General features: G+C 54.2%; 23 protein-coding genes. 11 read left to right on the top strand and 12 right to left on the bottom strand.

Annotated elements, in window-relative coordinates; translation table 11 throughout:
- Window positions 1–108 precede the first annotated feature (108 nt).
- The 4 genes from L579_RS03865 to L579_RS03850 all read left to right on the top strand — a co-directional run bounded on the left by L579_RS03865 (window position 109) and on the right by L579_RS03850 (window position 5,291).
- Window positions 109–981, top strand: coding sequence for a MurR/RpiR family transcriptional regulator (locus L579_RS03865; protein ID WP_036625099.1), 873 nt, complete (start codon window positions 109–111; stop codon window positions 979–981).
- A 106-nt stretch (window positions 982–1,087) separates the two neighbouring features.
- Window positions 1,088–2,530, top strand: coding sequence for a pyruvate kinase (pyk, locus tag L579_RS03860; protein WP_021182967.1), 1,443 nt, complete (start codon window positions 1,088–1,090; stop codon window positions 2,528–2,530).
- Window positions 2,531–2,616: 86 nt separating this feature from the next.
- Complete coding sequence (locus L579_RS03855) at window positions 2,617–3,849, top strand: MFS transporter (protein WP_021182966.1); 1,233 nt, start codon at window positions 2,617–2,619, stop codon at window positions 3,847–3,849.
- A 503-nt stretch (window positions 3,850–4,352) separates the two neighbouring features.
- On the top strand, window positions 4,353–5,291 hold the full coding sequence (locus L579_RS03850) for an omptin family outer membrane protease (protein ID WP_021182964.1): 939 nt from the start codon (window positions 4,353–4,355) through the stop codon (window positions 5,289–5,291).
- 42 nt (window positions 5,292–5,333) lie between these two features.
- Here the strand turns inward: L579_RS03850 and lpxM are convergent, their stop codons facing one another.
- From lpxM to znuA, 3 genes are all read right to left on the bottom strand, one after another.
- Window positions 5,334–6,308 carry a lauroyl-Kdo(2)-lipid IV(A) myristoyltransferase gene (lpxM, locus tag L579_RS03845; protein WP_021182963.1) on the bottom strand — a complete coding sequence of 325 codons (975 nt, stop codon included), beginning with the start codon at window positions 6,306–6,308 and terminating at the stop codon, window positions 5,334–5,336.
- A 126-nt stretch (window positions 6,309–6,434) separates the two neighbouring features.
- Window positions 6,435–7,769, bottom strand: coding sequence for a murein DD-endopeptidase MepM (gene mepM / locus L579_RS03840; protein ID WP_021182962.1), 1,335 nt, complete (start codon window positions 7,767–7,769; stop codon window positions 6,435–6,437).
- Window positions 7,770–7,783: 14 nt separating this feature from the next.
- Entirely contained in the window at window positions 7,784–8,752 is a 969-nt protein-coding gene (gene znuA / locus L579_RS03835) for a zinc ABC transporter substrate-binding protein ZnuA (RefSeq protein WP_021182961.1), read from the bottom strand.
- Window positions 8,753–8,829: 77 nt separating this feature from the next.
- Between znuA and znuC the strand changes: the two genes are divergently transcribed.
- Window positions 8,830–9,585 (top strand): zinc ABC transporter ATP-binding protein ZnuC, encoded by a 756-nt coding sequence (gene znuC / locus L579_RS03830; RefSeq protein WP_036624966.1) that lies wholly within the window; start codon window positions 8,830–8,832, stop codon window positions 9,583–9,585.
- The gene (gene znuB, locus L579_RS03825; protein ID WP_021182959.1) at window positions 9,582–10,367 is read left to right on the top strand and encodes a zinc ABC transporter permease subunit ZnuB; all 786 of its coding nucleotides are present in this window, start codon (window positions 9,582–9,584) and stop codon (window positions 10,365–10,367) included. The genes znuC and znuB overlap by 4 nt, the downstream gene beginning before the upstream one ends.
- Before the next feature lie 7 nt (window positions 10,368–10,374).
- Here znuB and ruvB read toward each other — a convergent pair whose 3' ends face one another.
- The 6 genes from ruvB to aspS all read right to left on the bottom strand — a co-directional run bounded on the left by ruvB (window position 10,375) and on the right by aspS (window position 15,776).
- On the bottom strand, window positions 10,375–11,379 hold the full coding sequence (gene ruvB, locus L579_RS03820) for a Holliday junction branch migration DNA helicase RuvB (protein ID WP_021182958.1): 1,005 nt from the start codon (window positions 11,377–11,379) through the stop codon (window positions 10,375–10,377).
- 8 nt (window positions 11,380–11,387) lie between these two features.
- Entirely contained in the window at window positions 11,388–12,002 is a 615-nt protein-coding gene (gene ruvA, locus L579_RS03815) for a Holliday junction branch migration protein RuvA (RefSeq protein ID WP_013509467.1), read from the bottom strand.
- Window positions 12,003–12,093: 91 nt separating this feature from the next.
- Window positions 12,094–12,621 carry a crossover junction endodeoxyribonuclease RuvC gene (gene ruvC, locus L579_RS03810; RefSeq protein ID WP_021182957.1) on the bottom strand — a complete coding sequence of 176 codons (528 nt, stop codon included), beginning with the start codon at window positions 12,619–12,621 and terminating at the stop codon, window positions 12,094–12,096.
- A gap of 37 nt (window positions 12,622–12,658) precedes the next feature.
- A complete protein-coding gene (locus L579_RS03805; protein ID WP_021182956.1) occupies window positions 12,659–13,402 on the bottom strand; it encodes a YebC/PmpR family DNA-binding transcriptional regulator in 744 nt (247 codons plus the stop codon).
- A gap of 161 nt (window positions 13,403–13,563) precedes the next feature.
- Window positions 13,564–13,995, bottom strand: a complete 432-nt coding sequence (gene nudB, locus L579_RS03800; RefSeq protein WP_021182954.1) for a dihydroneopterin triphosphate diphosphatase — start codon at window positions 13,993–13,995, stop codon at window positions 13,564–13,566.
- Complete coding sequence (gene aspS / locus L579_RS03795; RefSeq protein ID WP_036624961.1) at window positions 13,995–15,776, bottom strand: aspartate--tRNA ligase; 1,782 nt, start codon at window positions 15,774–15,776, stop codon at window positions 13,995–13,997. The genes nudB and aspS overlap by 1 nt, the downstream gene beginning before the upstream one ends.
- A gap of 221 nt (window positions 15,777–15,997) precedes the next feature.
- Here aspS and L579_RS03790 point away from each other — a divergent pair, with 221 nt between their 5' ends.
- From L579_RS03790 to cmoB, 3 genes are all read left to right on the top strand, one after another.
- The gene (locus tag L579_RS03790; protein WP_036624958.1) at window positions 15,998–16,819 is read left to right on the top strand and encodes a DUF72 domain-containing protein; all 822 of its coding nucleotides are present in this window, start codon (window positions 15,998–16,000) and stop codon (window positions 16,817–16,819) included.
- Window positions 16,820–16,911: 92 nt separating this feature from the next.
- Window positions 16,912–17,640 carry a carboxy-S-adenosyl-L-methionine synthase CmoA gene (cmoA, locus tag L579_RS03785; protein ID WP_013509473.1) on the top strand — a complete coding sequence of 243 codons (729 nt, stop codon included), beginning with the start codon at window positions 16,912–16,914 and terminating at the stop codon, window positions 17,638–17,640.
- A complete protein-coding gene (gene cmoB, locus L579_RS03780) occupies window positions 17,637–18,605 on the top strand; it encodes a tRNA 5-methoxyuridine(34)/uridine 5-oxyacetic acid(34) synthase CmoB (RefSeq protein ID WP_021182951.1) in 969 nt (322 codons plus the stop codon). Before cmoA ends, cmoB begins: the two co-directional genes overlap by 4 nt.
- A gap of 3 nt (window positions 18,606–18,608) precedes the next feature.
- On the opposite strand, the gene L579_RS03775 is transcribed toward cmoB, so the two are convergent.
- The gene (locus L579_RS03775; RefSeq protein WP_021182950.1) at window positions 18,609–19,229 is read right to left on the bottom strand and encodes a LysE family translocator; all 621 of its coding nucleotides are present in this window, start codon (window positions 19,227–19,229) and stop codon (window positions 18,609–18,611) included.
- Window positions 19,230–19,404: 175 nt separating this feature from the next.
- On the opposite strand from L579_RS03775, the gene L579_RS03770 reads away from it, so the two are divergent.
- Window positions 19,405–20,502: a glycerol dehydrogenase gene (locus L579_RS03770; RefSeq protein WP_021182949.1), complete on the top strand. Its 1,098-nt coding sequence runs from the start codon at window positions 19,405–19,407 to the stop codon at window positions 20,500–20,502.
- 92 nt (window positions 20,503–20,594) lie between these two features.
- On the opposite strand, the gene L579_RS03765 is transcribed toward L579_RS03770, so the two are convergent.
- A complete protein-coding gene (locus tag L579_RS03765; RefSeq protein WP_021182948.1) occupies window positions 20,595–21,443 on the bottom strand; it encodes a hypothetical protein in 849 nt (282 codons plus the stop codon).
- Window positions 21,444–21,967: 524 nt separating this feature from the next.
- Between L579_RS03765 and L579_RS03760 the strand changes: the two genes are divergently transcribed.
- Window positions 21,968–22,156: a hypothetical protein gene (locus L579_RS03760; RefSeq protein WP_021182947.1), complete on the top strand. Its 189-nt coding sequence runs from the start codon at window positions 21,968–21,970 to the stop codon at window positions 22,154–22,156.
- Window positions 22,157–22,247: 91 nt separating this feature from the next.
- Here L579_RS03760 and cutC read toward each other — a convergent pair whose 3' ends face one another.
- Window positions 22,248–23,000 carry a copper homeostasis protein CutC gene (gene cutC / locus L579_RS03755; RefSeq protein ID WP_021182946.1) on the bottom strand — a complete coding sequence of 251 codons (753 nt, stop codon included), beginning with the start codon at window positions 22,998–23,000 and terminating at the stop codon, window positions 22,248–22,250.
- Window positions 23,001–23,013: the final 13 nt, after the last annotated feature.

The following is a 23,013-nucleotide window of genomic DNA, read 5'->3' as shown; positions in this document are numbered from 1 at the left end:
CGCTACTGCGTGCGACCGCAGTTTACACGGTATATTGTTCTGAACAGAGCGCCCTTTCATCCAGAAATGAAATTGGCAAAAGTGGTGAGTGGTCATCGGGTTATCAATATGCTGGAACAGATTAAGGCGCAATTACCGACGCTGAGCAAATCGGAACGAAAAGTCGCAGAGCAAATCCTTGCTGCACCCCAGGAAGCGATGCATTCCAGTATCGCTACGCTTGCGCGTGCCGCACAGGTTAGCGAGCCAACGGTGAATCGTTTTTGCCACCGCATGGGTACGCGGGGGTTTCCCGATTTTAAACTGCAACTGGCACAAGGTTTAGCGAAAGGCCCGAACTGGGTCAGCCGGGGTGTGGAAGAAAATGACAGCGTCGAGCGCTACAGTCAGAAAATTTTTGATTCGGCGTTGGCCGGGTTAAGTCGCGTAAGCCAGCAACTGGATATGGCGGTGATTCATCAGGCGGTCAAGGCGCTGACACGGGCGAATAAGATTGCATTTTTTGGTCTGGGAGCCTCCGCCGTCGTGGCCCATGACGCCACCAATAAGTTTCTGCGTTTTAATCTGCCGGTCATCTGGTCAGAGGATATTGTGATCCAGCGCATGAGTTGCATAAATAGTGGACCAAATGACGTTTTTGTCCTCATATCACATACTGGTCGAACCAAAAATATGATAGAACTGGCTCGCCTGGCGCGTGTAAACGCTTCCACCGTTTTGGCTATCACCTCTCCCGGTTCACCGCTTGCAGCAGAAGCCACGCTGGCGCTGACGCTCGATGTCCCGGAAGATACTGATATCTATCTGCCGATGGTTTCCCGCCTGGCACAATTGACCCTGGTCGATGTCCTTGCAACGGGTTTTACCCTTGAGCGTGGCGCCTCTTTTCGCGAAAATCTGAAACGGGTGAAAGAGGCGCTGAGAGATTCGCGCCTGGAGAAGCATGTGCAGCAGGAAATCAATGCACAGCAAAATAATTAACATCGCATTCACATGTGAGTCGAATCACAGCCCATCGATCATATAGAATAGTGACCACAACGTGTCCAGATGACAGGGACACGATACTTAGTCAACGGAGTCCTTCATGTCCAGACGTCTCAGAAGAACCAAGATCGTAACAACCCTCGGCCCGGCAACCGATCGCGATAACAACCTCGAAAAAATCATTGCGGCAGGTGCGAACGTTGTTCGACTAAACTTCTCCCACGGAACCCCGGAAGATCACCAGCTACGCGCAAATAAAGTGCGTGAGATTGCGGCCAAACTGGGTCGCCATGTCGCCATTCTCGGCGATTTACAGGGTCCTAAAATTCGTGTTTCGACCTTCAAAGAAGGCAAAGTGTTCCTCAATGTCGGCGACCGTTTCCTGCTGGATGCCAGCCTGGGTAAAGGTGAAGGCGACAAAGAGAAAGTCGGCATCGACTATAAAGGTCTGCCGGCGGATGTGGTGCCAGGTGACATTCTGCTGCTTGACGATGGTCGCGTGCAGTTGAAGGTGCTGGAAGTTCAGGGCATGAAAGTGTTCACCGAAGTGACCGTCGGCGGCCCGCTTTCCAACAATAAAGGCATCAACAAACTGGGTGGCGGCCTGTCAGCCGAAGCGCTGACCGAGAAAGATAAGGCCGATATCCTCACCGCAGCAAAAATTGGCGTAGATTATCTGGCCGTCTCTTTCCCGCGTTGCGGCGAAGATATGAACTATGCGCGCCGTCTGGCGCGTGATGCCGGTTGCGATGCCAAACTGGTTGCAAAAGTGGAGCGTGCTGAAGCGGTTGCCACGCAGGAAGCGATGGATGACATTATCCTCGCCTCTGACGTTGTGATGGTGGCGCGCGGTGATCTTGGCGTGGAAATTGGCGACCCGGAACTGGTCGGTATCCAGAAGGCACTGATTCGTCGTGCGCGTCAGCTGAACCGTACCATCATTACCGCGACACAGATGATGGAATCGATGATTACCAACCCGATGCCAACCCGTGCAGAAGTCATGGACGTGGCAAACGCCGTGTTGGATGGCACCGACGCGGTGATGCTGTCAGCCGAAACGGCTGCCGGTCAGTACCCGGCGGAAACCGTGTCTGCGATGGCAAAAGTGTGTCTGGGTGCGGAGAAAATCCCAAGTGTCAATGTGTCCAAGCACCGTCTTGAAGTGCAGTTCGACAACATTGAAGAAGCCATCGCCATGTCGGCCATGTACGCCGCAAACCATTTGCAAGGCGTGACCGCGATTATCACCATGACCGAATCTGGCCGTACCGCGCTGATGACCTCCCGTATCACCTCCGGTCTGCCGATCTTCGCGATGTCACGTCATGAACGCACTCTGAACCTGACTGCGCTTTACCGTGGTGTAACGCCGGTTTACTTTGACAGCAACAATGATGGTGTTGCCGCTGCGCACGATGCCATTAACCTGCTGCGTGACAAAGGTTTCCTCGTTTCAGGCGACCTGGTGATTGTCACCCAGGGTGATGTCATGGCGACCACAGGCACCACCAATACCAGCCGTGTACTGCGCGTAGATTAATTACGCCCTCTGACAGCGGCTGTAACATTATGGACAACGCGACTGCTTCGGCAGTCGCGTTTTATTTTCTCTGACAAGGAGGCCAGATGGCCCGCTATCAACCGATAACTCAACTCACCGGGCGCGTGCTGCTGTTTCCGCTGGCGTTGGTGTTGTTCGAGTTTGCCACCTATATCGCCCACGACATGATTCAACCCGGTATGTTGTTGGTGACGCAAGAGTTTCAGGTCGGCCCGGAATGGGTATCGACCTCACTGACGGCTTACCTGATGGGCGGCGTGGTGTTGCAATGGCTGCTTGGGCCGCTCTCTGACAAATATGGTCGACGGCCCGTATTGCTGTTCGGCATCCTGTTCTTTGCCGCCGCCTGTATGCTGACCACGCTGGTGCAGAACATCGAACAATTCGTGGCACTGCGTTTTATTCAGGGGATCAGCCTGTGCTTTATCGGCGCGGTCAGCTATGCGGCGGTACAGGAGGCTTTCGCTGAAGCGCTTGCCGTGCGCATGATGGCGTTAATGGCCAATGTCGCCCTGCTCGCCCCGTTAGCAGGACCGCTGGCGGGGGCAGCCTGGCTCAGCGTTGGCGACTGGCGCAGCATGTTCTGGTTATTCGCCGCCTGTAGCATCGTGGCGTTTGTGGTGTTGTGGCGCATCATGCCGGAGACGGCCGGTGATCGCAGCCATTCCATTGCCCTGCCGACGCTGGCGCGTGGCTATGGTCGTCTGGCGCGTGACCGCCAGGTGATGTATGGCTCTTTCGCCATCGGTCTGGTTTTTATCCCCATCCTGACCTGGGTAGCGTTATCCCCGGTGATCCTGATGCATGATGAAGGGTTATCTCGCCTGCATTATGCCTTGCTGCAATTACCGGTATTCCTCGCGATGATTGCCGGAAACCTGACGCTCGGTAAGCTGGCCGGTCGGGTGCCGATTGAGCAACCGGTAAAATTTGCCGCATGGCCAATTTTGCTTGGCCTGACCATTGCGCTGCTGGCGAACCTGCTCAATAGCCACAGCTACCTGCTGCTGACGGCAGGATTGAGTTTGTACGCTTTTGGTGCCGGGATGGTTAACGCCGGTTTGTACCGTCTGACGCTGTATGCCAGCAACGAAGGAAAAGGCAGTATCGCCGCGATGCTCGGGATGATCAGCATTCTTACCCTGGCGATAGGTATCGAGCTGGCAAAAAGTGGTTATTTCAGCGGGGGTACACCGTGGTTCAGTGCGATTAACTTTATCAGCGGAGTGATGTGGTTTGGCCTGGTCACGCTGTTCCTGCGTGAACGTAAACGCCGTAGCCAGCTGGCTGAGGTGTGATCAATCAGGCGTTGAGTATCTGGCAAACATTATTCAACGCCTGAAATTGATCATATTTGCAGCGAAAAATTTCGCTTAAGATAATTGATGAAAAGATTTCATGATAGTGCAGTGAACTTTATTTTTGTGCATTTTATCGCCAACCTTATCATTAACTCAAATAGCCCGTGAACGTGCATAAAAATAAAATTTACTGCACAATGGCCTATTCCAATTAATTCGCAGCGGAAAATAACGCGCCAGACCTGGTAAAAAAGGCCCTTCCTGCCTCGGGCAAGAAAAACACTCTAACCCTCTGCTTGTAAACATAATTATTTAATTACGCCCGTTTACTCATCAGGCGATCGGTTATTATCGTCCCAAAAACTCATTTTATTAGTTAATTTTTCTGAAGTCTCACCTGACATTTTCTTATCCAAAAACTTACACTTGCCTGACACTTTGCTGCGCATTAGGCTGTGCCCGCTGTTTAAGGATTAACGTAATTCAACACGGGATATAAAATGAAAAAAACTACTGTTGCGGTAATGATGATGGCCGCACTTTCAGGGAGCGCTTACGCTGAATCTGCGCAATTTATGCCAAACTTTTCAGCGGATAGCGTAAGTGTTGCAACCTCTATCGGGATGCTGGGCGGGAAATCGAAAGAACTGGTTTATGACACCAGCAACGCACGTAAAATTAGCCAGCTCGACTGGAAAATTAAAAACGTGGCGATCCTGAAAGGTGATTTCTCCTGGGATGCCTTCTCCTTTCTGACCCTGAATGCGCGTGGCTGGACCTCACTGGCTTCCGGCTCTGGCCATATGGATGACTACGACTGGCAGAACGCTAACCAGTCAAGCTGGACCGATCACTCATCCCACCCCAGCACAGACGTGAATTACGCCAACGAATACGACCTGAATGTTAAAGGTTGGTTCTTGCAGGGTGATGATTACAAAGTGGGTGCTGTCGCAGGTTATCAGGAAACGCGTTTTAGCTGGACCGCGACCGGTGGTTCCTACAATTACGATAACGGCGCATTCCAGGGCAACTTCCCGAACGGTCAGGCTGGCATTGGCTACAGCCAGCGCTTCTCTATGCCGTACATTGGGTTAGTGGGCCAGTACCGTATTAACGATTTTGAATTCAACGCACAGTTCAAATTCAGTGATTGGGTTCGCGCACACGATAACGACGAACACTATCTGCGTGATTTGACCTTCCGTGAGAAAACATCGAACTCACGTTACTACGGCGCGTCAGTAGATGCGGGTTACTACGTCACTGCGAATGCGAAAGTGTTTGCTGAATTCACTTACAGCAAATATGAAGAAGGGAAAGGCGGTACTCAGGTGATCTACACCCCTACCGGCGAATCAGCCTCTTATGGCGGTGATGCTGCGGGTATCTCCAACAAGAACTATACCGTTACTGTTGGTCTGCAATATCGCTTCTGATGCAATGAACCTGTCGGGAGCACATCCCGACAGGTTTTTCCGTTATTTGCGTGGGTAAAGATCTTTACGCACGTAGGGTTCAATATCCCCCTCTTTGCGCGTCTTCAGTAATTTCAGAATCCAGGTGTACTGCTCGGGATGAGGACGGACAAAAATCTCCACCTCCTCATTCATACGCCGCGCCAGGGTTTTATCATCGGCATCCAGCAGATCATCCATCGGCGGACGAACATAGACCTCAAGACGATGCGTTTCGCTGTTATACACCGGAAACAACGGCACCACACGGGCACGACACACCTTCATCAGACGCCCAACGGCAGGTAATGTCGCTTTATAGGTGGCAAAGAAATCGACAAACTCGCTGTGCTCGGCACCGTGATCCTGGTCCGGCAGATAATAGCCCCAATAGCCCTGGCGCACCGAGCTGATAAAGGGTTTGATACCGTCGTTACGCGCATGCATGCGGCCACCGAAACGGCGACGCACGGTGTTCCACACATAATCCATCAGTGGATCGCTTTGATTATGGAACATCGCCGCCATCATCTGACCTTCAGACGCCAGCAGCATGGCAGGAATATCAACACCCCAGCCGTGTGGCACAAGGAAAATAACGTTTTCGTTATTGGCCTGTAACTGATCGATAATTTCACGACCATACCAGTCAACACGCTGACGCACGCGCGCCGGGTCGCGGATGCCTAATTCGGCCATCATCACCATCGCCTGCGGCGCAGTGGCAAACATCTGGTCGACAATGGTTTCGCGTTCCGCTTCGCTTAATTCAGGCAGACAGTAATAAAGATTGATCAATGCACGACGACGCGCGCTTTTCGCCAGCTTTCCGGCCAGTTTGCCCAGACCACCCAGCACCGGATCGCGAACTTTAGCAGGCAACATCGCCATGCCAGCAAGCGCCCCAATCGCCAGCCAATTGCCCCAGTATTTCGGCTTTAAAAAAGAACGTTGAAAAACGGGTATAAACTCAATGTTATTTTTTTTACGGGTTTCCATGCACTCGCCTCTGACAATGACCGGTCAATAATAGTGACGATGACTAATTTTGCAATCTTCGTGCGTCAGATAGCAAAAAACCGACGAAGAATCCGTCGGTTTTTACTCACTACTCGCGATAAAGCGTTATTTCAACGCCAGCTGTGGCAGGTACGATTTCACATCCGCCAGATAGCTGCTGCGTTCTTTACCGGTCAAACCTTCCATACGTGGCAGCTTCGCTGTCAGCGGATTCACCGCCTGATTATTGATCCAAATTTCATAGTGCAGGTGTGGGCCGGTTGAACGCCCGGTATTACCGGAGAGGGCGATACGATCGCCGCGTTTCACTTTCTGGCCCGGTTTCACCAACACTTTGCTCAGATGCATGTAGCGCGTCATATACTGACGACCATGTCGAATCGCCACGTAATTACCGGCGGCGCCGCCATTCTTTGCCACCACCACTTCACCGTCGCCTACCGCCAGGACTGGCGTGCCAATCGGCAATGCAAAGTCGACACCACGGTGCGGCGCAATGCGACCGGTGACCGGATTCAGACGACGCGGGTTAAAGTTGGATGAGACGCGGAACTGTTTTACCGTTGGGAAACGCATAAAACCACGCGCCAGACCAGAACCATTGCGATCATAGAATTTGCCGTCTTCGGCGCGGAACGCATAGTAGTCCTTGCCACCAGTTCGCAGACGAACACCGACCAACTGGCTTTGTGCGCTTTTACCGTTCAGCATTTCACGAGACATCAGCACGCTGAACTGATCGCCAGCACGCAGCTTGCGGAAATCCATCTGCCACTGCAACGCCTTGATCACATTGCTGGTTTCCGCACTGGTTAATCCGGCACTGCGGGCGCTGGCGGCAAAACTGCCACGCACTTCACCTTTCAGCACGCTGTTCTGCCATTCACCCTTTTGCAGCTCCTGCTGCATTTTATAGCTGCCATTCGGCTGGCGCTCATAACTACGGGTTTCACGGCGATCCATTTCCCAGCTGAAGGTCTGCAACTGACCGTCGGCATTCAGTGTCCAGCTCAGCTGCTGTCCCACGCGCAGACCGCGCAGATCTTTGTCGCTGCTGACCAGGGCATTGATGTCGCTCAGATCGATACCGTATTGATTCAACGCGCTGCTCAGGGTATCCCCGGAAGATACGGTGTAATCATGGACGTTCGGATTTTCCGGTACGTCTTTATCGATATCATCCGCAGGAATATCTTCTTCCGGTTCCGGCTCAGGCGCGGTCTGATCGATCGGCTCACTGGCTTCCGGCAACAGATGCGGGGATTCGAACTTGTCCAGTGTGATGCTTTTAACAACCGGCGTATCGTCACTGGGATGATAAACATAGGGCCGCCATACTGCGACGGCCAGAGTGATAACAGTTAATGACCCCAGCATAACGCGGTGGGGGCGCGGCAAATTATTAAATGCGAGGGCGACAGAGCGGGCTATCTGCTGCACTTTTACCTATTCCTCTATGCTCCATTCAGGCAGCTTGCATACTGGCTCGACAACTGTGAGAGGAATTTCACGTAGCTGTCTTTGGTTAAGCTGATCCCCATGCCCAACGGATCCAGGGTGCCTTTACGCACATTGGTTCCCCGTGACACTGCATCGATGACTGCTGGCCTGAATTGTGGTTCAGCGAAAACGCATGTGGCTTTCTGCTCAACCAACTGTGTTCGTATCTGATTTAAACGCTGTGCGCCCGGTTGGATCTCAGGATTGACGGTAAAATGCCCTAATGGTGATAAACCGTAATGTTTCTCAAAGTAGCTATAAGCGTCGTGAAAAACGAAGTAACCCTTATTCCGCACCGGCGCGAGCTGCGCGCCAATGTGTTTGTCGGTATCCGCTAATTCTGCCTCGAACTGCTGCAGGTTTGCGTCTAGTTTGGCCTTGCTTTGCGGCATAAGTTCCAATAATTTCCCATGGATTGCAACCGCTGATTGCCTTGCTATCTCTGGGGACATCCACAAATGCATATTAAACTCACCGTGATGGTGATGTTCATCAGACACGTCTTGTTGACCAGACTTTACTGATTCCTTACTCAACTCTGCATCATGTTCGTGCTCGTCATCATCGATACCACGAATCAAAAGTGGCTTAACCCCTGCAATATCAGCAATTTCGAGGTTTTTATTTGCCGGAAGTTCCGCGGCCGATTTAGTCAGGAACGCCTCCATTTCAGGGCCAACCCAAACCACTAAGTCCGCGTTTTTTATACGTTTTACATCTGAAGGGCGTAGTGCATAATCATGCTCAGAAGCACCATCCGGCAAAAGCACTTCAACCGGCGTGACACCATCGGCGATCGCAGCGGCAATGAATCCAATGGGTTTAATCGAAGCAACAACCGCAGCCGATGCTGGCAGAGCAAAAGAAGCAGCCATTGCTGCCGCAGGAAGGGTAAAAGCAAGGTGCTTTTTAATGTGTAACATAATGCGTCATTCCATCGTGACCAGGTGATGGAATGTGATATTATAACATCCGAAATTCTGTGCAACCTGTAAATATCATGCCTTCACTTGTTACGCTCGAAAACATCTCTGTGAAATTCGCTCAGCGTCCGGTACTTGCGGGTATCAGCCTCAAACTGGAGCCGGGAAGAATTTTAACGTTACTTGGCCCTAACGGTGCCGGGAAATCGACCCTGGTGCGCGTCGTGCTGGGTCTGCTGACGCCCGATAGCGGCGAAGTGAAACGCGACGCCAATTTACGTATTGGTTATGTGCCGCAAAAGCTGCATATCGACCCTACCCTGCCGATTAGCGTCGAACGCTTTATGCGTTTATCGCGTGGCAGTCGCGCCGATGCCATCCTGCCAGCGTTGAAGCGCGTGCAGGCGGGCCATCTGTTGCACGCACCGTTGCAGAAATTATCCGGTGGTGAAACCCAACGTGTCCTGTTGGCCCGCGCGCTGCTCAGTGACCCGCAATTGTTGGTACTGGATGAACCGACACAAGGGGTGGATGTGAATGGTCAGGTCGCGCTGTATGACCTGATTGACCAACTGCGCCGCGAGCTTAACTGCGGTGTGCTGATGGTGTCGCACGATCTGCATCTGGTTATGGCAAAAACCGACGAAGTGCTGTGCCTGAATCATCATATCTGCTGTTCCGGCACCCCGGAGGCGGTATCGCAACACCCGGAATTCATCGCCATGTTTGGCCCGCGCGGTGCACAGCAACTGGCTATCTATCGTCACCATCATAATCATCGTCACGATTTACAGGGACGCATCGTTCTGCGCAAAGGAAACGGCCCGTCATGATTGAACTGTTATTACCTGGCTGGCTGGGTGGTGTGTTTCTGGCACTGGCCGCCGGTCCCCTCGGCGCTTTTGTCGTCTGGCGCCGTATGTCCTATTTTGGTGACACCCTGGCGCACGCGTCACTGCTTGGTGTGGCATTTGGCCTGCTGTTTAACGTTAACCCCTATTATGCGGTGATCGTGGTCACGGTCTGCCTCGCGTTGGGGCTGGTATGGCTGGAGCGGCGTCCTCATCTGGCAATTGATACCCTGCTGGGCATTATGGCGCACAGCGCGTTATCACTGGGCCTGGTGGTGGTCAGCCTGATGTCCGGGGTACGCGTGGATTTAATGGCGTATCTGTTCGGTGACCTGCTGGCAGTCACACCGCAGGATTTGTGGATGATGGGCGGGGGTGTGGCGATTGTGCTGGCGGTGATGGCGTGGCAGTGGCGTTCTTTGCTGTCAATGACCATCAGCCCGGAGCTGGCGCAGGTCGACGGTGTCAATATTCAACGCACACGTCTGATGTTGATGCTGGTCACCGCGCTGACCATTGGCGTGGCGATGAAATTTGTCGGTGCGCTGATTATTACCTCATTGCTGATCATCCCGGCGGCCACCGCACGCCGCTTTTCCCGTTCGCCTGAGCAGATGGCGGGGTTTGCGGTAATCATCGGTATTCTCGCGGTGACCGGCGGCTTAAGCTTTTCAGCGTTGTACGACACGCCAGCCGGTCCTTCGGTGGTGCTCTGCGCAGCCGTGCTGTTTATCATCAGCATGGCAAAAAAACCGGCGTCCTGACGCCGGTTTACTCTTCGCGCGAAATGCCGAAGTGACGATACGCATGCTGCGTTGCCATACGGCCACGCGGCGTGCGTTGAATGAACCCTTGTTGGATCAGGAAGGGTTCAATCACATCCTCAATGGTTTCACGCTCTTCACCGATGGCAGCAGCCAGGTTATCCAGCCCCACCGGCCCGCCCATAAACTTATCGATAATCGCCAGCAACAGCTTGCGATCCATATAGTCAAAACCCTGGCTGTCGACATTCAGCATATCCAGCGCGCTGGCGGAAACGTCCCCACTCATGTTGCCATTGGCGCGTACTTCGGCAAAGTCACGCACACGGCGCAGCAGACGGTTCGCAATACGTGGTGTACCGCGTGAACGACGGGCGATTTCCAGCGCGCCTTCCTCACTTAATGTCAGGCCAAGACAGGCAGCGCTACGACCCACAATATGTTGCAGGTCAGCCACGTTGTAGAACTCAAGGCGCTGAACAATGCCAAAGCGATCGCGCAGCGGCGAGGTCAATGAACCCGCACGCGTTGTGGCACCAATCAGGGTAAAGGGAGGGAGATCCAGCTTGATCGAGCGCGCCGCCGGGCCTTCGCCAATCATAATATCCAGCTGGTAATCTTCCATCGCCGGATAAAGGACCTCTTCCACCACCGGTGACAGGCGATGGATCTCATCGATGAACAGCACATCATGCGGTTCAAGGTTGGTCAGCATCGCCGCCAGATCCCCTGCTTTCTCCAGCACCGGCCCCGAAGTGGTGCGCAGATTGACACCCATTTCATTGGCGACAATGTTTGCCAGCGTGGTTTTGCCGAGGCCCGGGGGACCAAAAATTAACAGATGATCGAGCGCATCACCGCGCAACTGCGCAGCCTTGATGAAGATCTCCATCTGTTCACGCACCTGTGGCTGACCGACATATTCTGCCAGCAGCTTAGGACGGATGGCGCGGTCAAGACTCTCTTCTTCGTTGACACTGCCGGCCGAGACCAGGCGATCGGCTTCAATCATGCATTACCTCAAATGGCTGCGCGCAGGGCTTCACGGATCAGGGTTTCACAATCCGCATCGGGTCGGCCAATTTTGCTGACCATACGGCTGGCTTCCTGCGGTTTATACCCCAGCGCTACCAGCGCCGCAACCGCTTCTGCTTCGGCGTCGTTGTTCTCTGGTGCCGCAGATGGCGTGGTCAGGGTAAAGGCGTTATCACCACCAAACAGGTCGCCATGCATCCCTTTGAAGCGGTCTTTCATCTCGACCACCAGACGCTCGGCGGTTTTTTTCCCGACGCCAGGGAGTTTCACCAGCACCGCAATCTCTTCTTTTTCCACGGCGGTAACGAACTGCTGAGCCGACATGCCGGAGAGGATCGCCAGTGCCAGTTTTGGCCCCACGCCGTTGACCTTAATCAGCTCGCGGAATAGCGCCCGCTCCTGCTTGCTGTTGAAGCCGAACAGCAGTTGCGCATCTTCACGCACCACAAACTGGGTGAAGATGATGGCTTCCTGATTGAGTTCAGGCAGCTCATAGAAGCAGGTCATTGGCATATGCACTTCGTAACCGACACCGTGCGCCTCAATCAACACCAGCGGCGGCTGTTTTTCCAGAATATTGCCTCGTAGACGACCAATCACCTGAACGCTTCCTTATTTGTATGAACCCGTATGGCGGCTATTTATAACATAAAAAAGGCTGGATGAATATCCAGCCTGATGGGGGTGTTCGTTAGCCCGACCGCAGCCTGCCGCGCGTCAGCACCAGTTTGCTGTCACTCATCCGTGCGGCATTCTGGCTGACGTGGCAGTGAGTGATGGCAATCGCCAACGCATCGGCCGCATCGCCCTGGGGATTCGCCGGTAACTTCAGCAAGGTTCGCACCATGTGCTGCACCTGGCTTTTCTCCGCGCTACCGATGCCGGTAACCGTCTGCTTCACCTGGCGCGCCGCGTATTCAAACACCGGCAAATCGAGATTCACCGCGGCAACGATCGCCGCACCACGAGCCTGTCCCAGCTTGAGCGCAGAATCCGCGTTTTTCGCCATAAACACCTGTTCGATGGCAAAAAAGTCCGGGGAAAATTGGGTGATGATTTCGCTGACGCCAGCGTAAATCAGTTTGAGACGGGAAGGCAGGTCGGTCACGTTGGTGCGGATACAGCCGCTGCCCAGGTAACTGAGCTGGCGGCCGGTCTGACGAATAACACCGTAACCGGTGACGCGCGAGCCGGGATCGATCCCGAGAATTATTGCCATAGCGCGCCTCCGGCAGGTTGCGGTTGAGAAAACGCCATTACAGCGTTTCCGCCACCTCATCAGAAATTTCACCATTATGGTAAACTTCCTGCACGTCGTCACAATCTTCCAGCATATCAATCAGACGCAGCAGTTTTGGTGCGGTTTCCGCATCCAGATCGGCTTTGGTCGATGGGATCATGGTGACTTCAGCTTCATCGGCTTTCAGGCCAGCGGCTTCCAGCGCATCGCGCACTGCGCCCAACTGTTCCCAGGCGGTGAAGACATCAATCGCACCATCATCGTAGCTCACGACATCTTCCGCACCAGCTTCCAGCGCAGCTTCCATCAGGGTATCTTCATCCTGGCCCGGAGCAAACGAAATCACGCCTTTTTTGCTGAACAGGTAGGAAACGGAGCCGTCTGTGCCGAGGTTGCCACCCGTTTTGGTGAAGGCATGACGCACTTCGCCCACGGTACGGTTACGGTTGTCACTCAGACACTCAACCATGACCGCTGAACCACCCGGACCGTAGCCTTCATAGATGATGGTTTCCATGTTGGAATCATCTTCACCACCCACGCCACGCGCGATTGCACGGTTCATGGTGTCACGGGTCATGTTGTTGGACAGGGCTTTGTCCATTGCAGCACGCAGGCGCGGGTTAGAACCGGCATCGCCACCACCCAGTTTCGCGGCAGTGACCAGCTCACGAATGATTTTGGTGAAGATTTTACCGCGCTTTGCATCCTGAGCAGCCTTACGGTGCTTGGTGTTTGCCCATTTACTATGTCCGGCCATTTCTCATCTCTCGTCTATTGCACGGGCTATCTTGCTGGCGGTGTACAACCTCGCTGCGCCGATAACGCCCGTTTGTTTAAGTCTGCAATGCAGTTAAACCGCATCGAATAAATAAAAATCTTAAAGAATTTGCCGCCGGAAAAACGCGCGGCGGCTGGCATTCAGATAAATTCTTCAATTGCCTGGCGGTTACTCCAGGACTTGGTCAGGGCTGCCGCATCCGCGGGAGCCAGCCAGCGCGCGGCAAGGTGTTCGCTGAGGATCACCTCGCGCTCGGCGGGCAGTGCCAACCTGAACCAGTGCTCGCGGTTGTGGGTGGTACCCGGGGCGTAGCGGTGGCGATAATGCGGGAAGATCTCAAATTCGATCTGTTTGTGGCAATCCACCAGCGCCAGCTGTTCATTCACCACATCAATCGCCAGTTCTTCCTGCACTTCACGCTGAGCGGCCTGAAGCGGGGTTTCCCCGGCTTCGAGGCTGCCGGTGACCGATTGCCAGAAGCTGTCGTCATCACGGCGTTGCAGCATCAACACCCGGCCCGAGTCCTGAGCAAAAATCACCACCAGAACCGAAACCGGATGCTTATAACCCATTATTTATTCTCGAGCTTGTCTTTCTTCGGTGCCAGCTGAATCCCCAGATCCGCCAGCGCGGCCGGGTTGGCTTCGCTTGGCGCTTCGGTCATCAGACAGGCCGCCGCAGTTGTTTTCGGGAAGGCGATAACATCACGAATGTTGTCAGTGCCGGTCAGCAGCATGGTGACGCGGTCCAGACCGAAGGCCAGACCCGCATGCGGTGGCGTACCATATTTCAGTGCATCCAGCAGGAAGCCGAACTTCTCGCGCTGTTCTTCTTCAGCAATGCCGAGAATGCTGAACACCGCCTGCTGCATGTTGCCATTGTGGATACGTACCGAACCGCCGCCCACTTCATAACCGTTGATCACCATATCGTAAGCGTTGGCGATTGCCTGCTCCGGGTTAGCCGCCAGCTCTGATGCCGTCATCTCTTTCGGCGAAGTGAACGGATGGTGCATCGCCGCCAGACCGCCTTCGTCATCCGCTTCGAACATCGGGAAGTCGATCACCCACAGCGGTGCCCAGGCTTTGTCATTGGTGATTTGCAGGTCGCGCCCCACTTTCAGACGCAGCGCACCCAGCGCATCTGACACCACTTTGGCGCGGTCAGCACCAAAGAAGATCACATCGCCATCCTGCGCACCGGTACGCTCCAGGATCGCGGCCACAATCTCAGGACTCAGGAACTTCGCAACCGGGCTTTGAACCCCTTCGAAGCCTTTCGCCAGCTCGTTGACCTTCATCCACGCCAGACCTTTCGCGCCGTAGATCTCAACGAACTTACCGTATTCATCAATCTGTTTACGGCTCAGGGTCGCACCACCCGGAACACGCAACGCTGCCACACGGCCTTTCACGTCGTTCGCCGGGCCAGAGAACACCTGGAACTCAACGTTTTTCAGCAGATCAGCAACATCTACCAGTTCCATCGGGTTGCGCAGGTCTGGCTTATCAGAACCGTAACGACGCATCGCTTCCGCGAAGGTCATCTGCGGGAAGCTACCGAGATCAACACCTTTGATATCCAACCACAGTTCACGGATCAGACGTTCCATCACTTCACGCACCTGCTCGGCGGTCATGAAGGAGGTTTCAACGTCGATCTGGGTGAATTCAGGCTGGCGGTCAGCGCGCAGGTCTTCGTCGCGGAAGCATTTGACGATCTGATAGTAACGGTCAAAACCGGACATCATCAGCAGCTGCTTGAACAGCTGCGGAGACTGCGGCAGCGCATAGAATTTACCTTTATGCACGCGGCTCGGTACCAGGTAATCACGCGCGCCTTCCGGTGTGGCTTTGGTCAGCATCGGGGTTTCGATATCGAGAAAACCTTCGCTATCCATAAAGCGACGCACGAAGCTGGTGATTTTCGCGCGAGTTTTCAGACGCTGCGCCATTTCCGGACGACGCAGGTCGAGGTAACGGTATTTTAAGCGTGCTTCTTCGCTGTTGACCTGGTTGGAGTCCAACGGCAGCGGCTCAGCACGGTTAATGATGTTCAGGTCGTGGGCAAAGATTTCAATCTCGCCGGTTGCCATGTCGCTGTTTTTGTTCTTCTCATCACGCGCACGCACGGTGCCGGTAATCTGAATACAGAATTCGTTACGCAGCTCAGACGCCAGCTGAAAAGCCTCCTGGCGATCGGGATCGAAGAACACCTGCACGATGCCTTCACGATCGCGCATATCGATAAAAATCAGGCTACCCAGATCGCGACGGCGGTTTACCCAGCCGCAAAGAGTGACTTGCTGACCCACATGAGACAGATTGAGCTGTCCGCAATATTCTGTACGCATAACGTATCCTTTTAACTTCGCCGCTGCTGCTGACAACATCAGGCCGCGTAACCTTCTGAGATGCTGCCGCAAAAAAGGCGGCTATTATAATGGAAAAAGCCAGACAGGATAAGTAGAGCCGCGCCAAAGCCAGCAAAACATCTGCTTTTGTCACAGCTTGTTATCCCACGGTTGCGAAAACCGGTTAACCTGTGGCGGATTTTACCGCCTGGAGATCATTTTTGACGCTACGTATTGGTTTGCCGCAGTGGCAGCATCCACACTGGAAACAATTTGGCCTGGAGACGCTGGCGGATTACGCGCAGTTATTCGATTGTGTCGAAGGCAACACCACCCTCTACGCCCTGCCGAAGCCGGAAGTCGTCCAGCGCTGGTACGATATGACCCACGATGATTTCCGCTTCTGCTTTAAATTTCCCGCCAGCATTAGCCACCAGGCTGCACTGCGTCAGTGCGATGACTTGCTGGCCGAGTTTTTCCGCCTACTGGACCCGTTAGCCAACCGCATAGGCCAATATTGGCTACAACTGCCCGCCACCTTTGCTCCGGCACAGCTGCATGACCTGTGGCAATTTCTGGATATCCTGCCACGCCGCTTCAGCTATGGCGTGGAAGTGCGCCACGCGGCGTTCTTCGCCAAAGGGGAAGCCGAGCGCGCCCTGAATCGCGGCCTGCAACAGCGTGGGGTAAATCGGGTGATCCTCGATAGCCGCCCGGTGCATGCTTCACAATCGCAAACTGCCGCCGCCATTGAAGCACGCAGAAAGAAGCCGCGCGTACCACCGCATGCTGTGCGCACCGGACAGCAACCGATGGTCCGTTTTATCGGGAGCGATAGCGTGACCGAAAGCCTGCCGCTGTTTCAACCGTGGCAGAGTAAGCTGGCGGAATGGCAGATGGAGAGCGATCCACTGCTGTTTATCCATACCCCGGATATGGGCGAGGTTTTCCCGCTGATTCAGGCATTGTGGCCACAGTTGCAGCAACTGGAACCGTGTCTGCCCGCCCTGCCCGTCTGGCCGCAGCAATCGAGCCTGTTCTGATCGCGCAGGCTACACTCATGGGAAACGGGTGCAGCCTGCGGCAGTTTCTGCCAGAATAGCGCCCTTTCCGTTTTCTCTCCGGATATTTCATTATGTCTGACCGCGATACGCTATTTTCCGCGCCCATTAATAAATTGGGTGACTGGACCTTTGACGAGCGCGTGGCTGAAGTCTTTCCTGATATGGTTCAGCGCTCGATCCCTGGTTATTCCAACATCATTTCGATGATTGGCATGCTGGCAGAACGCTTTGTCCAGCCCAACAGCCAGGTCTACGATCTCGGCTGCTCGCTGGGTGCGGCGACGCTTTCGGTGCGCCGCAATATCCATGTGCCGGGTTGCCAGATCATTGCTGTCGATAATTCACCGGCGATGGTGGAGCGCTGCCGTCGTCATATCGACGCTTTCCGTGCCGATACGCCGGTTCAGGTGTTAGAAGCGGATATCCGCGATATTCCGATCGAAAACGCCTCCCTGGTGGTGTTGAACTTTACGTTGCAATTCCTCGAACCCGATGCACGCGTGCTGCTGCTGGAGAAAATCGCTCAGGGGCTGAACCCGGGCGGCGCGCTGGTGCTGTCTGAGAAATTCAGCTTTGAAGATGCTGAAGTCGGCGAGTTGCTGTTTAACATGCATCACGACTTTAAGCGGGCCAATGGCTACAGCGAGCTGGAGATCAGCCAAAAGCGCAGCATGCTGGAAAACGTGATGTTGACCGACAGCGTAGAAACCCATAAGGCCCGCCTGAAACAGGCCGGTTTTGGTCACGCAGAGTTGTGGTTCCAGTGCTTTAACTTTGGCTCACTGGTGGCGTTGAAATGATTGATTTTGGCAGGTTCTATCAACAAATCGCGACCGGCCCGCTCGCCAGTTGGCTGGAAATGTTACCGGCACAGGTTGCGGCCTGGCAGCGTGAAAATTTGCACGGCCACTTTCGCAACTGGGAAAAGTCGGTTGAACACCTTCCGGCGCTGGTGCCGCAGAAACTTGATTTACTCCACAGCGTCAGTGCCCAGCAGGATGATTTAACCGAGCGTCAGCGCGCCGGGATTGAGAAACTGCTGCGTAATTTGATGCCGTGGCGCAAAGGGCCGTTTTCCCTGTACGGCACCGAGATCGACACCGAATGGCGTTCGGACTGGAAGTGGCAGCGCGTGTTGCCGCATATCTCGCCGCTGGCGGGCCGTACCGTGCTGGATGTCGGCTGCGGTAGCGGTTATCACATGTGGCGCATGGTCGGTGCGGGCGCGCAGTTGGTGGTGGGCATCGACCCGATGCAGTTGTTCCTCTGTCAGTTCGAAGCGGTGCGTAAACTGTTGGGCGACGATCGCCGCGCGCATCTGCTGCCGCTCGGCATTGAGCAGCTCCCGGCGCTACAGGCGTTCGATACCGTGTTTTCGATGGGCGTGTTGTATCACCGCCGTTCACCGCTGGACCATCTGCTGCAACTGAAAAATCAGTTAGTCAGCGAGGGGGAGTTGGTGCTGGAAACGCTGGTGATTGAAGGTGATGAGAACGCGGTGCTGGTGCCCGGTGAACGTTATGCGCAGATGCGTAACGTTTACTTTATTCCGTCTGCCGCTGCACTGAAAAGCTGGCTGGAGAAGTGTGGCTTTGTGGATGTGCGCATTGCTGATTACGCTATCACCTCGGTGGAGGAGCAGCGTCGCACCGACTGGATGACCAGTGAGTCACTGGCCGAATTCCTGGATCCGCACGACAGCAGTAAAACGGTAGAAGGTTACCCGGCTCCGCTGCGCGCGGTGCTGATAGCCCGCAAACCGTAAGCCTTAACGCCGCGACAGCGCCAGCTTCGCGGCGAACCCGATAAACACGCAACCGGTCAGTCGGTCCATCACTTTAATTACCGCCGGACGGCGCAGATGCGCAGCAAAGTAGTGGCTACCGCCAATCAGCACGGCATTCCACACCAGGCCAATCGCCATATGGGTCAGCGCCATCAAGGTACACCACAACGGCACGGAAGCGCCGGCTGGAATAAACTGCGGCAGAAAAGTGACATAAAACACCCCCACTTTCGGGTTCAGCATATTACCGAGTAAACCGCGTACGAAGCAGGCGAAAAAGCCTTGCTCTTTGGTGGCGCTGGGCTGCCCCTCCAGCGCCTGGGTGCGCGGATTCAGCAGCAACTTCACCCCGAGCCACAGCAGATATACCGCCCCGATCCATTTCAGCAGGTTATACGCCATCTCGGACGCCAGCAGTAACGCGCCCAACCCCAGCCCCACCATCACGCCCCAGGCCAGACAACCTAATGTCACGCCAAACGCGGTGGCGGAAGCACGTTGCCAGCCCTGAGCTGCTGCAGTACGCAGCACCAGTGCCGTATCGAAACCCGGTGTTAAGGTGAGGATGGTGATGGCAAACAGAAATGAAATCAGTAACGTCATGGCCGACTCCCGGTGAATTGGCCTACATCTTAACGCTGTGCCTGCGTGAACACGATAGTTACCTTCCGTGATTAATTGAGAATGATTCTCAACTTGCCACCAAAGGTTAAATTACCGTCAGGCTTCTGTGTCAGTGTGGTGCCAGTCTCTTTTCTAACCCAAAGGAGTTATGGCTATGAGCAAATTTATTTTCTCTTCACCACGGAAGTATGTACAAGGCGCTGGCGTGCTGGATGAACTGGGGTCATATATCGCCGAGCTGGGTCATCACGCGTTTCTGGTGGCCGATGATATTGTCTGGCAGCTGATTGGCGAGCGTACCCAGCAGACCTTAAAAGCTGCCAGCGTCGAGTTCAGCCGCCAGGCGTTTAAGGGTGAGGCGTCCAGCAATGAGATCAACCGTCTGACGCAACTGGCACAGTCTCAGGGCAGTAACGTGATTGTCGGGCTGGGCGGCGGTAAGACGCTGGATACGGTAAAAGCGGTGGCCGATGAACTGAAGCTGCCGGTCGCCATCGTCCCGACGGTCGCGTCAACCGATGCGCCTTGTAGCGCGCTTTCGGTGATCTACTCCGATAGCGGCGTGTTTGAAAGCTATCGCTTCTACAGCAAAAACCCGGATCTGGTACTGGTGGATACCGCCGTCTGTGCCGCTGCACCGGCGCGCCTGTTCGCCTCGGGTATTGCTGATGGTCTTGCCACCTGGGTTGAAGCCCAGGCGGTGCTCCGTTCGCATGCCAAATCAATGGTCAATGGCGATCCCACTATCGCCGGTCTGGCGATCGCCCGCGCCTGTGAAGAAACGTTGCTGACCTGGGGTTTCAGTGCCTGGACCGCCGTGTCGGAGAAACGCGTGACGCCTGCGGTGGAAGCGGTGGTGGAAGCCAATACCCTGCTCTCTGGCCTGGGTTTCGAAAATGCCGGACTGGCGGGCGCGCACGCCATTCATAATGGCTTTACCGCCATTGATGGCGATATCCATCATCTGACGCACGGCGAGAAAGTGGCTTATGGCACGCTGACGCAGATGGTGCTGGAGCAGCGCCCGGATGAGGAAATTGCCCGCTATATCCGTTTCTATCGCTCGATCAACATGCCTACCACCCTGAAAGAGGTGCATCTGGAGAGTGAAAGCTGGGAGAATCTGGTGCGGGTCGGCGCGCTGGCGAACAGTGACGGTGATACGCTCAAAAACCTCAATCCACATCTCTCACCGGAAGATATTGCTAACGCCATTCTGGCGGTCGATGCGTTCAGCAAAACGGTGAAATAAGTTATTGCGTAGCGGCGCGATTTATCGCGCGGATTATTCCTGCATCGTGCACGAAATTGCGCGATAAATCGCGCCGCTACGTTCAGGTGCAATTACTGCTCTTCCGTTGGCTTATCCCAATACTGATATTTATATGCCGAACTCAGGTGGCGCTCGATAGTCCCTTTCTCAAACACTTCCGTTTCATGCAAATAACTTAGCGTGCAGTTGCCGACCTCGTCCCATAGCTGACATTCATCAACAGAACGGATGGTGCTGACGGGTGTGCTGGCCGTGCCGTTCAGACGTAGCTCACGCCATTGGTTATCGTAGGTGTAGGTATCTTTGCTGCGTGCGCTGGTGGCGCTGGTCACCAGACCTTGTGGATTCCAGTTGTAGACACTCTCGCCGTTGGTCAGCTCATCGCTGCCGCGCGCGATACTGCGCTCCAGCCGAAAGTGTTTGTCATAGCGATAGGTGGTATCGGTGAAGCCATCTTTGCCCATGCTGGTAAATTTATCCGACGAGCTGATGATGTTTCCGCGCTGTCCCATCTGCCAGTTGATGGTACCCTGCCGGTTATCTACCACCACTTCTTTACCTTCTTTCAGCACCTTGACCAGATAAGCATATTCAGCGACCCAGCCGCCCTGCACCCGTGCGATATGTTGCTCCATGCTGAGGACGACATTGCTTTCACTTTTATCGTAAGTGATATCTGCCACCATCAAATCACCGCAGGGATCAAACTGCCCCAGAATCCGTTTTTGTGAATCCACATCTTTGCCAAACTCACCGGCAATAACCTGACGTACCGCGCCCTTGGCATTGCCACCCAGCATGATCCAGTTGTTGCTATTGGTGATATTTTTGCTCAGCGGTGGGCATTGCGTGCTGACGGCCAGCGCAGCGCCACTGAGCGGAAAAAGCAGCAGTAAAACGGCACAAGAGATGGATTTCATGATGGTTATCCGTGAATAGCCTTAACGTCAATGTAAGCATCTTTTTCCATGATGCGCTATGGCCTGGTTAAAAGTTGCTATTGCCGTGGAAGGGAAAGACCGCCGCCAGTGCGTATTGATTAACTGTTTGAAATTGAATGATGTGCGGTGCCGGGTGCCTCCCGGTGAGCCGGATAAGCCCCAATCCCGGCCCGCATGACACGTCAGAAACCTTGGCTTTGCCCCTCCGCACAGGGGGATTCACCGCATAACGGCCAAATTACGCAGCGCAAAAGTTTATTTATACTTTGATTTAATTACTTAACCCCAGTCTCACCACGGAAATATCACTTTCGTGATCGATGTTGCATTTAATCCAGCATCCCAATGCAGAACCCTTCTGAATAAAGTCAAGCCTGATTAAGCCTCTATAGTTTGGTTAATCATAAGATTACTCTCAAGGACGATCTTCTAAACTCCCCAAGGCAATCTTAATAAAACGAGTAGTACCCTACCTTACCTGACTCGATACTAAGGGGTTGAGCATGATTCAATCAGCAAGTGATATCCAGAAGCGCAGCGACGAAAAACGGGGTGTCAAACCTAAAACCTATAAACTGCCGTTGCAAACCATCGATCGTATCGAGTTGCTGGCAAGTGATACCGGGGTGTCGCAGGCGGCTATCATTGCCACGGCCATTGATATTTATGAGCAGTCGTTAAAGCGCGTTTGATAAAAAGAACCCCAGCAAGAAGACTGGGGTTTGGTACTTGCAAACATCACGTCAGGCTATCGGCGTGCTGTGCGGCAAAAATGGTACGATGTCAGGCGACCCGGATGCTGTTCATTTGCATCATGCTTTTCATGGCTTCAACCACATCACCATCAACGCAATAGCGGCTGAATTCATCGTTTTCCGCTTCTGAACACATCGATACACCCGCTTTACGGTAGCGCATCGGAGAAGCAACTAAGCGGCTGGCCGAGCTGTGAACCTCCTGCAAACCACTATCGAGAAACTTTTGCAGGTTGCTTAAACGGACGCCAGCCCCTGCCATAATAATTGGACCGCTACTCTGTTCATTAAGTTCCCGTAATAATGGAATTCCGGTTTCCGCACTTTGCTGCTGGCCCGAAGTCAGTATCCGCGCGATACCCAGATCAGTTAACACTTCAAGCGCGCGTTTCGGGCTGTGGCACAAATCAAAGGCGCGATGGAAGGTCACCGCCATCCCATCGCACAGCGCCATAATCTGCCGCATCCGGGCGATATCCACATGGGCATCTTCGTCCAGCATACCAATCACCAGCCCAGGGAAACCCAGCTCGCGTATCAGCGCCACATCCGACTTCATGGTTTCAAACTCACGGTCGGTGTAGCAAAAATCGCCGCCGCGTGGCCGAACAATCGGATGGACCGGAATGGTAATTTCTCGTCGTACGGCTTCCAGCACCCCTGCGGATGGGGTTAACCCGCCTTCGCGTGGCGCGCTGCACAGCTCCAGACGGTCAGCACCGGACAGCTGCGCAGTCATTGCACAGTCGATGCCGTAGCAGCATATTTCCAGTTTCGTCATACTTTTCTCCTTT

The sequence above is a fragment of the Pantoea sp. AS-PWVM4 genome, assembly GCF_000468095.1.
In the GTDB taxonomy this organism is placed as follows: domain Bacteria; phylum Pseudomonadota; class Gammaproteobacteria; order Enterobacterales; family Enterobacteriaceae; genus Pantoea; species Pantoea phytobeneficialis.
Note: the sequence above shows the minus strand (reverse complement) of the source record. Positions and strands in the feature narration are given on the sequence as shown.

Excerpts from the sequence above, each read along its gene's own strand:
- L579_RS03805 (WP_021182956.1), bottom strand. The coding sequence starts at position 13,402 with ATGGCCGGACATAGTAAATGGGCAAACACCAAGCACCGTAAGGCTGCT.
- L579_RS03770 (WP_021182949.1), top strand. The coding sequence starts at position 19,405 with ATGAGCAAATTTATTTTCTCTTCACCACGGAAGTATGTACAAGGCGCT.
- lpxM (WP_021182963.1), bottom strand. The coding sequence starts at position 6,308 with ATGGAAACCCGTAAAAAAAATAACATTGAGTTTATACCCGTTTTTCAA.
- ruvB (WP_021182958.1), bottom strand. The coding sequence starts at position 11,379 with ATGATTGAAGCCGATCGCCTGGTCTCGGCCGGCAGTGTCAACGAAGAA.
- L579_RS03760 (WP_021182947.1), top strand. The coding sequence starts at position 21,968 with ATGATTCAATCAGCAAGTGATATCCAGAAGCGCAGCGACGAAAAACGG.
- znuC (WP_036624966.1), top strand. The coding sequence starts at position 8,830 with ATGCCTTCACTTGTTACGCTCGAAAACATCTCTGTGAAATTCGCTCAG.
- pyk (WP_021182967.1), top strand. The coding sequence starts at position 1,088 with ATGTCCAGACGTCTCAGAAGAACCAAGATCGTAACAACCCTCGGCCCG.
- L579_RS03865 (WP_036625099.1), top strand. The coding sequence starts at position 109 with ATGCTGGAACAGATTAAGGCGCAATTACCGACGCTGAGCAAATCGGAA.
- L579_RS03855 (WP_021182966.1), top strand. The coding sequence starts at position 2,617 with ATGGCCCGCTATCAACCGATAACTCAACTCACCGGGCGCGTGCTGCTG.
- L579_RS03850 (WP_021182964.1), top strand. The coding sequence starts at position 4,353 with ATGAAAAAAACTACTGTTGCGGTAATGATGATGGCCGCACTTTCAGGG.
- nudB (WP_021182954.1), bottom strand. The coding sequence starts at position 13,995 with ATGGGTTATAAGCATCCGGTTTCGGTTCTGGTGGTGATTTTTGCTCAG.
- ruvC (WP_021182957.1), bottom strand. The coding sequence starts at position 12,621 with ATGGCAATAATTCTCGGGATCGATCCCGGCTCGCGCGTCACCGGTTAC.
- L579_RS03765 (WP_021182948.1), bottom strand. The coding sequence starts at position 21,443 with ATGAAATCCATCTCTTGTGCCGTTTTACTGCTGCTTTTTCCGCTCAGT.
- cmoA (WP_013509473.1), top strand. The coding sequence starts at position 16,912 with ATGTCTGACCGCGATACGCTATTTTCCGCGCCCATTAATAAATTGGGT.
- L579_RS03775 (WP_021182950.1), bottom strand. The coding sequence starts at position 19,229 with ATGACGTTACTGATTTCATTTCTGTTTGCCATCACCATCCTCACCTTA.
- aspS (WP_036624961.1), bottom strand. The coding sequence starts at position 15,776 with ATGCGTACAGAATATTGCGGACAGCTCAATCTGTCTCATGTGGGTCAG.
- cmoB (WP_021182951.1), top strand. The coding sequence starts at position 17,637 with ATGATTGATTTTGGCAGGTTCTATCAACAAATCGCGACCGGCCCGCTC.
- cutC (WP_021182946.1), bottom strand. The coding sequence starts at position 23,000 with ATGACGAAACTGGAAATATGCTGCTACGGCATCGACTGTGCAATGACT.
- znuB (WP_021182959.1), top strand. The coding sequence starts at position 9,582 with ATGATTGAACTGTTATTACCTGGCTGGCTGGGTGGTGTGTTTCTGGCA.
- znuA (WP_021182961.1), bottom strand. The coding sequence starts at position 8,752 with ATGTTACACATTAAAAAGCACCTTGCTTTTACCCTTCCTGCGGCAGCA.